At 75.5% G+C, this 8,202-nt stretch carries 7 protein-coding genes; 6 read left to right on the top strand and 1 reads right to left on the bottom strand.

Features of this window, described 5'->3' with window-relative positions:
- Positions 1 to 764, top strand: a 764-nt coding sequence (locus ABZ641_RS19460) for a dihydrolipoamide acetyltransferase family protein (protein ID WP_359983322.1), incomplete at its 5' end; no start/stop codon positions are given.
- A 65-nt stretch (positions 765 to 829) separates the two neighbouring features.
- Here the strand turns inward: ABZ641_RS19460 and ABZ641_RS19455 are convergent.
- On the bottom strand, positions 830 to 1,747 hold the full coding sequence (locus ABZ641_RS19455; RefSeq protein WP_359983320.1) for an LPXTG cell wall anchor domain-containing protein: 918 nt from the start codon (positions 1,745 to 1,747) through the stop codon (positions 830 to 832).
- A gap of 191 nt (positions 1,748 to 1,938) precedes the next feature.
- Here ABZ641_RS19455 and ABZ641_RS19450 point away from each other — a divergent pair, with 191 nt between their 5' ends.
- The 5 genes from ABZ641_RS19450 to ABZ641_RS19430 form a co-directional block, all read left to right on the top strand.
- Positions 1,939 to 3,168 carry a benzoate/H(+) symporter BenE family transporter gene (locus ABZ641_RS19450; RefSeq protein ID WP_344622182.1) on the top strand — a complete coding sequence of 410 codons (1,230 nt, stop codon included), beginning with the start codon at positions 1,939 to 1,941 and terminating at the stop codon, positions 3,166 to 3,168.
- A gap of 332 nt (positions 3,169 to 3,500) precedes the next feature.
- A complete protein-coding gene (locus ABZ641_RS19445; RefSeq protein WP_359983317.1) occupies positions 3,501 to 5,024 on the top strand; it encodes a peptidoglycan-binding protein in 1,524 nt (507 codons plus the stop codon).
- On the top strand, positions 5,021 to 5,704 hold the full coding sequence (locus ABZ641_RS19440) for an ABC transporter ATP-binding protein (protein WP_344622197.1): 684 nt from the start codon (positions 5,021 to 5,023) through the stop codon (positions 5,702 to 5,704). Before ABZ641_RS19445 ends, ABZ641_RS19440 begins: the two co-directional genes overlap by 4 nt.
- Positions 5,701 to 6,951: an ABC transporter permease gene (locus ABZ641_RS19435; protein WP_359983314.1), complete on the top strand. Its 1,251-nt coding sequence runs from the start codon at positions 5,701 to 5,703 to the stop codon at positions 6,949 to 6,951. The genes ABZ641_RS19440 and ABZ641_RS19435 overlap by 4 nt, the downstream gene beginning before the upstream one ends.
- Positions 6,952 to 7,150: 199 nt before the next feature.
- On the top strand, positions 7,151 to 8,202 hold a 1,052-nt coding region (locus tag ABZ641_RS19430), incomplete at its 3' end, for a M64 family metallopeptidase (RefSeq protein WP_359983311.1).

Here is an 8,202-nt window from a genome sequence, read left to right as displayed (position 1 = left end):
CCGCCGCAGCCGTCCCGGCCCCGCAGGCCGCGCCGGCCGCCGCCCCGGTGGCGAGCGGTGCGGGCGACGTGCGGGTGCCGATCAAGGGCGTCCGCAAGGCCACCGCGGCCGCCATGGTCTCCTCGGCCTTCACCGCGCCGCACGTCACCGAGTTCGTCCAGATCGACGTGACCCGCACGATGAAGCTGGTCCGCAAGCTCAAGGAGACCGGCGAGCTCGGCCGGGACGTCCGCGTCTCGCCGCTGCTGCTGGTCGCCAAGGCGCTGCTCACCGCGGTGAAGCGGCACCCGGAGATCAACGCCGCCTGGGACGAGGCCGCCCAGGAGATCGTGATCAAGGGGCAGGTCAACCTCGGCATCGCCGCGGCCACGCCGCGCGGCCTGATCGTCCCGAACATCAAGGACGCCGGCGGCAAGACGCTGACCCAGCTGGCCCTCTCGCTCGGCGAGCTGGTCGACACCGCGCGCGAGGGCAAGACCTCGCCCGCGGACATGCAGGGCGGCTCGATCACCATCACCAACGTCGGCGTCTTCGGCGTCGACACCGGCACCCCGATCCTCAACCCGGGCGAGGCCGCCATCCTCGCCTTCGGCGCGGTCCGGGAGATGCCCTGGGTACACAAGGGCAAGGTGGTGCCCCGTCAGGTCACCACGCTGGCGCTCTCCTTCGACCACCGCCTGGTCGACGGCGAGCTCGGCTCCAAGGTCCTCGCGGACATCGCCGCGATCCTGGAGCGCCCGAAGCGGCTCATCACCTGGGCCTGATCCCCGGTGAACACCGCCGGCCCCGTCCCCTCGTGGGGGCGGGGCCGGCGGCGTTCCCGGGCCGGTCAGCGGCGGGCGAGGCGCTTCACGGAGAGCAGCACCCCGCCGCCGAGGACGAGCAGCACCCCGCCGGAGGCGAACAGGAAGGCGGTGGCCGAGGACGGGCCGGTCTGTGCCAGCTCGGTGGCCGGGGCGGCGGGCGCGGTGGTGGGCACGGTGGTGGCCCGGGCGGTCGCGGGGGCCGTGGTCGCGGCGGCCGGCAGGGCGGCCCGGACGGGGGCGGCCGCGGTGGTGGCGGACGCGGCGCGGGTGGGCGCGGTGCGCGCGGGCGCGGTGGTGGCGGGCTTCGTGCGGGTGGGCGTGGTGGTGGCCGGGGCGGTCGGCGCGGGGTGCTTCACCGCCAGGGTGATGTGGTCGTTGCTGCCCTGGCCGCTGAACAGGTCGACCGTGCGGATCTGCGCCGGGACGTCGGCGAGCACGGTCAGCCGGAACGTGTAGCGGTGCGCGCGGCCCGCCGCCACCGGCTCCGCCAGGGAGGCGGTGTTCGCCACCAGGGTGGGGTCGCAGGAGTGCCGCAGCGACAGCCGCTTCCACTGGCCGTGGAACTTCACCTCGACCTTCACGTTCTCGGGCTGCAGGTTGACCAGCCGGTTGGTGCCGGGCACCGGCTCGGAGGCGAACAGCGCGAAGGAGGGGGCCAGCGCCGGGATCGCCGCGCCGGTGTCGTTGTACTGCTCCATGCCGATCTCCACCGGGGCGCCGCCGGCGGTGACGCCCGTCGGCGCCGGGAGGAACGCGCTGGAGCCGCCGTGGCTCACCTGCGGCGCGGTGGCGGTGGCGGTGGCCGCGGGCGCCGGCTCGTCGCCGCAGGCCCAGGCGGCGGTGCCGCCGGTCAGCACGGGCAGACCGACGCCGACCGCGACGGCGGCGGCGGTGGTGACGGCGGCGTTGCGGACAAAACGGGAGATAACGGGCGCGCGCATGACTGGTCCCCCCAGGGCGGTGTGCTGACGGTGTGTGGGTGAAGGTGTCCGGCGCATCGGCCCCCCGGCCGTTGCCCGCCGGTCCTGCTCTCCGTGCCTTCACTCTGATGGACGTGCATCCGCCCCGGGGGTTGCAGGTGGTTCCGAGAAATTTTTCCGGGCCTCCGGAGTCCCTCGGCGATACTGCTCCCATGTCCGATCGTCAGACCGCGGTGAAGGCCGCCCGCAGCGCCCCCGACCTGCCCGAGCCCCGGCCCTCACTGCGGCGCGACGTCTCGGTGCCGGCCCTGCTGGCCGGTCTGGTCTGCATCGCCGTCTCCTTCTCCGGGCCGCTGGTGGTGGTACTCGCCGCCGCCTCCGCCGGGCACCTGGGCCCGGCGCACACCGCCTCCTGGATCTGGGCGGTGTCGATCGGCAGCGGCCTGACCTGCCTGCTGCTCAGCTGGTGGACGCGGACCCCGGTGATCACCGCCTGGTCCACCCCCGGTGCGGCCCTGCTGGTCGGCAGCCTCGGTGCCCATCCCTACCGGGAGTCGGTGGGCGCCTTCCTGCTCTCCTCGGTCGCCGTGGCCGTGCTCGGCGCCACCGGCCTGTTCGGCCGACTCGTGCGGGCGATCCCGGTCGGCATCGTCAACGCGATGCTGGCCGGCATCCTGTTCACCTTCGGCGCCGGGATCTTCACCGAGCTGCGGAGCGCCCCCGCCCTGGTGCTCGGCACCTTCGCCGCCTTCCTGCTCGCCAAGCGGTGGCTGCCGCGGTACGCCGTCCCGCTGGCGCTGCTGGCGGGTGCGGCGCTCGCCGCGGCCACCGTCGGGCTGCCGCTGCACTTCGGGTCGGGCGGGCCGACCCGGCCGGTGCTCACCGTGCCGGCCTTCTCCTGGTCCGCGACCGTCGGCCTGGCACTGCCGCTCACCATCGTCGCGCTGGCCTCGCAGAACGCCCCGGGCCTCGGCATCATGCGGGCCTCCGGCTACCGGCCGGACGACCGGATGCTGGTGGGGGCCACCGGCGCGGTCTCCGTGCTGCTGGCGCCGTTCGGCTCGCCGGGCGTCAACCTGGCCGCCATCACCGCCGCGATCTGCACCAGCGAGGAGAGCCACCCCGACCCGCGGCGGCGCTACGTCGCCGGGATGTCGGCCGGCGTCCTCTACCTCCTGGTGGGCAGCTTCGGCGGGGTGCTGGTCGGCCTGTTCACCGGGCTGCCGCACGTGCTGATCGCGGTGATCGCCGGAGTCGCGCTGCTCGCCTCCTTCCAGGGCAGCCTGGCCGGCGCGGTCGCCGACGAGCACGGCCGGGACGGCGCCGTGGTGACCTTCCTGGCGACCGCCTCGGGCATGACGCTGTTCGGCATCGGCGCGGCGTTCTGGGGACTGCTGCTCGGCGTCGCCACCCATCTCGTGCTGCACCGCCGCAGGGCCTGAAAACGGTTCTCCCATTTCCGCGGTATTCCGTCGGAATCACGTCGAATGCCCGTATTCAGGGTTCGTGGACGCCGTGCGTGCGCTCCGGTCGGCCAAACGGCCGAACCCGGGATGCGATCTTGCCCGTGATGTGCTCGCGGAACTGCCCCGAACGGCCGAATTCCGTGCGGGTACGGGCAGTTCGGCACGAAATTCACGAGCCGTGGATCGCATGGCGGAGCGGGTCGCGCGGGTAGGCTGAGGCGGCTCGATCCGGATGCGGTGGGGAATTCGGAATCACCCGCTCCGGTGCACGTGAATTCCTCCGACGAGCAGCAGCGATGGCTGGTGACATGGCAGTGGGCGATCTGATCCGGGATGCGGAGCGCGAATTCGAGGGGGAGGAGGAGACCGCCGAGGCGGTCGGATCCGGCCGCTCGCGGCTGGTGCGGCGCCGCCGCGCCCTGCTGGCGGTCGCGGCCTCCGCCGCGCTGATCGCCTGCGGCGGCCTGGGCGCCGCCGGACTCGTCAAGTCGCCCGCCGAGCGGGCGGCCGACACCGCCCCGCCGCCCGGCACGCTGCTCACCGCCGAGGCCACGACCAAGGTGCTGACGCGTGCCACCGTCACCCGCGGCCAGGTCTACCCGCCCACCCGCTACGACGTCACCCCCGCCGCGTCCTCCCCGGACATCACGCAGCTGTATGTGTCCGCGCTGGCAGTGAAGGCGGGTGACGCGGTCGCCAACGGCCAGCTGCTCGCGGAGGTCTCCGGCCGGCCGCTGTTCGTCCTCAAGGGCGCGGTGCCCGCCTACCGGGACCTCAAGCCGGGAGCCAACGGGTCCGACGTGGCCCAGCTGCAGGCCGCGCTGGCCGACCTCGGCCACGGGCGCGGTTCGGACGCCGAGGGGGAGTACGGCCCGGGCACCGCGCAGGCCGTCACCGACTTCTACCGGCAGCTCGGCCACCCCGCACCCACCGCGGGCGCGGCCGCCGAGCAGGCCGTGGACGCCGCGAAGCGCGCCGTGGAGGCGGACCAGCGGACGGTCGACGACCTGAAGGCCCGGCAGGGGTCGGCCGCCGCGGCCCCGCCGTCGGGCGCGCCCTCCGCCGCCCCGGCCGACCAGGGCGTCCTGCCCGGCCTCGCCGCCCAGCTCGACGAGGCCGAGCGGCGGCTGTCCGACGACCGGGCGGCGCTGGCCCGGGCGCAGGCGGCCGACGGGCCGGTGGTGCCCGCCGGGGAGGTGGTCTTCCTGCCCGTGCTGCCGGCCGCCGTGACGGCCGTGAACGCAACCGTCGGCGCCCCGGTCGCAGGTCCGCTGCTCTCGCTGACCAGCGGCGACCTGGTGGTCACCGGCCAGCTCACCCCCGGCCAGGCGCCCGGGATCACCCCGGGCATGGCGGTGGAGATCCTCTCGGAGAGCACCGGCACGGTGGTGCGGGGCGAGGTCGCCGAGCTGGGACCGCAGACCACCACGCCGCCGGCGGGCCGGGTGATCGCGATCGGCGGCACCGCCGCCCCGGCCGGTTCCGGCACCGGCGCCGCGGCTGCCGCGCCGGCGGCGCCGGCCGCCCCGCCCGCGGCCGCCTACGTACCGCTGAGGATCACTCCCACCGAGCCGCTGCCCGCCGCCCTCGGCGGCCAGAACGTCCGCATCACCGTCCGGCGCAGCGCCACCGCCCAGCCGGTGCTGTGCGTGCCGGTCGCCGCCGTGTACACCGACGCCACCGGGCGGACGGCGGTCACCCGGATCGGCTCCACGGGCCGCCGGGTCACCGTCCCGGTGACCACCGGGGTGAACGCTGACGGGTACGTGGCCGTCACCCCCGTGCAGGCCGCGCAGCTGCAGCCGGGCGACCAGGTGGTGGTCGGCCGGTGAGCGAGGTGATCCGACTGGAGGGCGTGGGCCGAAGCTTCGCCGGGCCGCCGCCGGTCACCGCACTGCACCCCTGCGACCTGTCCGTGCGGCGCGGCGAGTTCGTGGCGGTGACCGGCCCGTCCGGCTCGGGCAAGTCCACCCTGCTGCACCTGCTGGGGCTGCTCGACACCCCGACCACCGGCCGGTACGAGCTGGACGGCATCGACACCGGGAGCCTCCGCGACCGGGACCGCTCCGCCCTCCGCGGCCGCCGGATCGGCTTCGTCTTCCAGTCCTTCCAGCTCCTGCCGCACCGCACCGCCGAGGAGAACGTGCAGCTCGCCCAGGTCTACAACCGCGTCCCCCGGGAGCAGCGCCGGACGGCCGCCCGGGAGGCGCTGCACCTGGTCGGCCTCGGCCACCGGGTGGAGGCGCTGCCCACCACGCTGTCCGGCGGCGAGCGGCAGCGGGTCGCCGTCGCCCGCGCCCTGGTCAACCGGCCCGACCTGCTGCTCTGCGACGAACCCACCGGCAACCTGGACTCCGCGAGCGCGGGCGCCGTGCTGGAGCAGTTCGAGCGGCTCAACGACGAGGGCTACACCCTGGTGATGATCACCCACGACCCCGCGGTGGCCGCCCGGGCCCGCCGGGTGGTCCGGATCGCGGACGGCCGCCTGACCGAGCCGGCGGCCGTCCGATGACCACCACCGGGCCGGTCGGGCCGCCCTCCCGGCTCGGGCCGCGCGACCTGGCGGCCGAGGCCCTGGCGGGCGTGCTGCAGCGTCCTGGCCGCTCGGTGCTGACCATGCTGGGCACGGTCCTCGGCATCGGTGCGTTCGTCGCGGTGCTCGGCCTGACGGCCACCGCCTCCGGGCAGATCGGCGCCGGGTTCGACTTGACGCGGGCGACCACGGTGACCGTCACCGACCACCCCGTGACGGACGGCGTCCCGCCCGGCGCCAACCCGCCGAGCGGCTTCCCCGCCGACTCCGACGCCCGGGCCGGCCGGATCGACGGCGTCACCGCGGCCGGCCTGTGGTGGCGGATCCCCTCGGACGACCTGCGGATCTCGGCCGCCCCCGAGACCGGGCCGGGCGTCCAGGGCCTCTCCCTGTTCGCCGCCACCCCCGGCGCCGTCGCCGCGGTGCACCCGACGCTGGCCGCCGGGGTGACCCTCGACCCGTACGCGCAGCGGGCCGCGCTGCCGGTGGTGCTGCTGAGCCGGACGGCGGCGGCCAGGCTCGGGGTGACCCGGCTGGACGCCCAGCCCGCGATCTTCATCCAGGGCCTGCCGTACACCGTGATCGGCGTCTACGACCAGGTCGAACGGCTGCCGGACACCATGCTCGGCATGATCGTCCCCGGGTCCACCGCGCTGGAGCGCTTCGGCAACCCCGGTACGGCCGACGACGAGGCCGCGCACCTGATCGCCGCCACCCGGGTCGGCGCCGCCGACGTGGTCGCCGGCCAGCTGGCGGTGGCCCTGCGCCCGGACGCCCCGGACCTGCTCACCGTCACCGCGCCGCCGGACCCGCACGGCCTGCGCGACCGGGTCACCTCCGACCTCACCGGCCTCTTCCTGGCGCTGGCCGCGATCTGCCTGGTGGTGGGGGCGGTCGGGATCGCCAACACCACCCTCGTCGCCGTCCTCGAACGCACCCCCGAGATCGGCCTGCGTCGCTCGCTCGGCGCCCGCACCCGGCACATCGCCGCGCAGTTCCTCACCGAGTCGACGGCGCTCGGCACCCTCGGCGGGCTGATCGGCACCTGCCTCGGGGTGCTCACCGTGCTCGCGGTGGCCGCCTCCCGGGACTGGACGGCCGTCCTGCAGCCCTGGGCCACCCTGCCGGCGCCGCTGATCGGCTCCGCGGTCGGCCTGCTCGCCGGGCTCTACCCGGCCGTCCGGGCCGCCCGGACCGACCCGCTCACCGCGCTCCGCGGCGGCTGACCGGGGCCCGCACCGGCGCTGACCAGCAGGTTCTGGAGACGGTTCGCTGCCGGTGGCCAGCCGACACGCCGCTACGGCATTGGGCCGGTCCGGCGAACTTCGGATGCGTCCGGTCGGCCGGGCGTGTCGCGAGGGGTACGTCTGTGCGACCACCACCCGGGCCCCCGCCGGGTGACCGGAGCCCGGAGGACGCACCCGCATGCCGCCTGGCAACCCTGGCCGGATCGTCCGGAGTCTGGCCGCGCTCGTGCTGATGTCGGCCGCCGTGCTGCCCGCAGCGCTCGAGGTCGCGGCCCCCGCCCCGTCCGCGGTGATAGGGCCGCCCGCCGGCCCGCTCACCGACCGCGGTGCGCCGCCCGCCCAGAACCGGATCGACCTCCGGGCGCCCGGTGCCGCCCCCAGCATCGACATCCGGCGCGCCGGCGACCCGGCCAACCGGATCACCCTGGTGCTGCTCGGCGACGGCTACACCGCGGCCCAGCAGCCGCTCTTCCGGGAACAGGCCGACCGGGCCTGGCGGGCCCTGATGGAGATCGAGCCGTTCCGCACCTACCAGAACTTCTTCAACATACGGAGGGTCGAGGTGGTCTCCCCGGTCGCCGGCATAGCCGAGGCCGAGGACGGCCGACCCACCGACACCCCGCTGGGCATGCACTTCTGGTGCGAGGGCACCGCCCGGCTGCTCTGCGCCGACGAGTCCGCGACCGCCCGCTACGCCGGCGAGGACGCCGGACCGCAGTTCCTGATAGCGCTCGCCAACTCCGAGGAGTACGGCGGCGCGGGCGGCACCGGCGTCACCACCCTGGCCGGCGGCAGCCCCGACGCCGGCCGGATCATCCAGCACGAGATCGGCCACACCGTCGGCGACCTCGGCGACGAGTACGACAGCGCCCCCGACGACCCCGACTACGCCAACCTCTCGGCCGTCGACGCCGACGAGATGCTGCGGACCCACACCAAGTGGTGGCGCTGGCTCGGCGCCACCTCGCCGGACGGCGGCGGTGTGGTGGGCGCCTACCGCAGTGCCAACGGCCTCTACCGGCCCACCGCCGACTCCGTGATGCGCACCCTCGGCGGGCAGTACAACCTGCCCTCGCGCGAGGCGATCGTCGAACAGATCTACCGCCGGGTGAAGCCGCTGGACGGTGCCGCGCCCACGCCCGGTGTGGTCACCGGGCGGCCGAGGCTCCAGGTGAGCGCGGTGCCCCTGGAGGGGACGCGCCAGCTGGCCGTCGAATGGACGGTGAACGG

The organism is Kitasatospora sp. NPDC007106 (assembly GCF_040634455.1).
GTDB classification, from domain to species: Bacteria; Actinomycetota; Actinomycetes; order Streptomycetales; family Streptomycetaceae; genus Kitasatospora; species Kitasatospora arboriphila.
The sequence above is the reverse complement of the archived record's forward strand: the minus strand, read 5'-3'. Positions and strand labels throughout refer to the sequence as shown.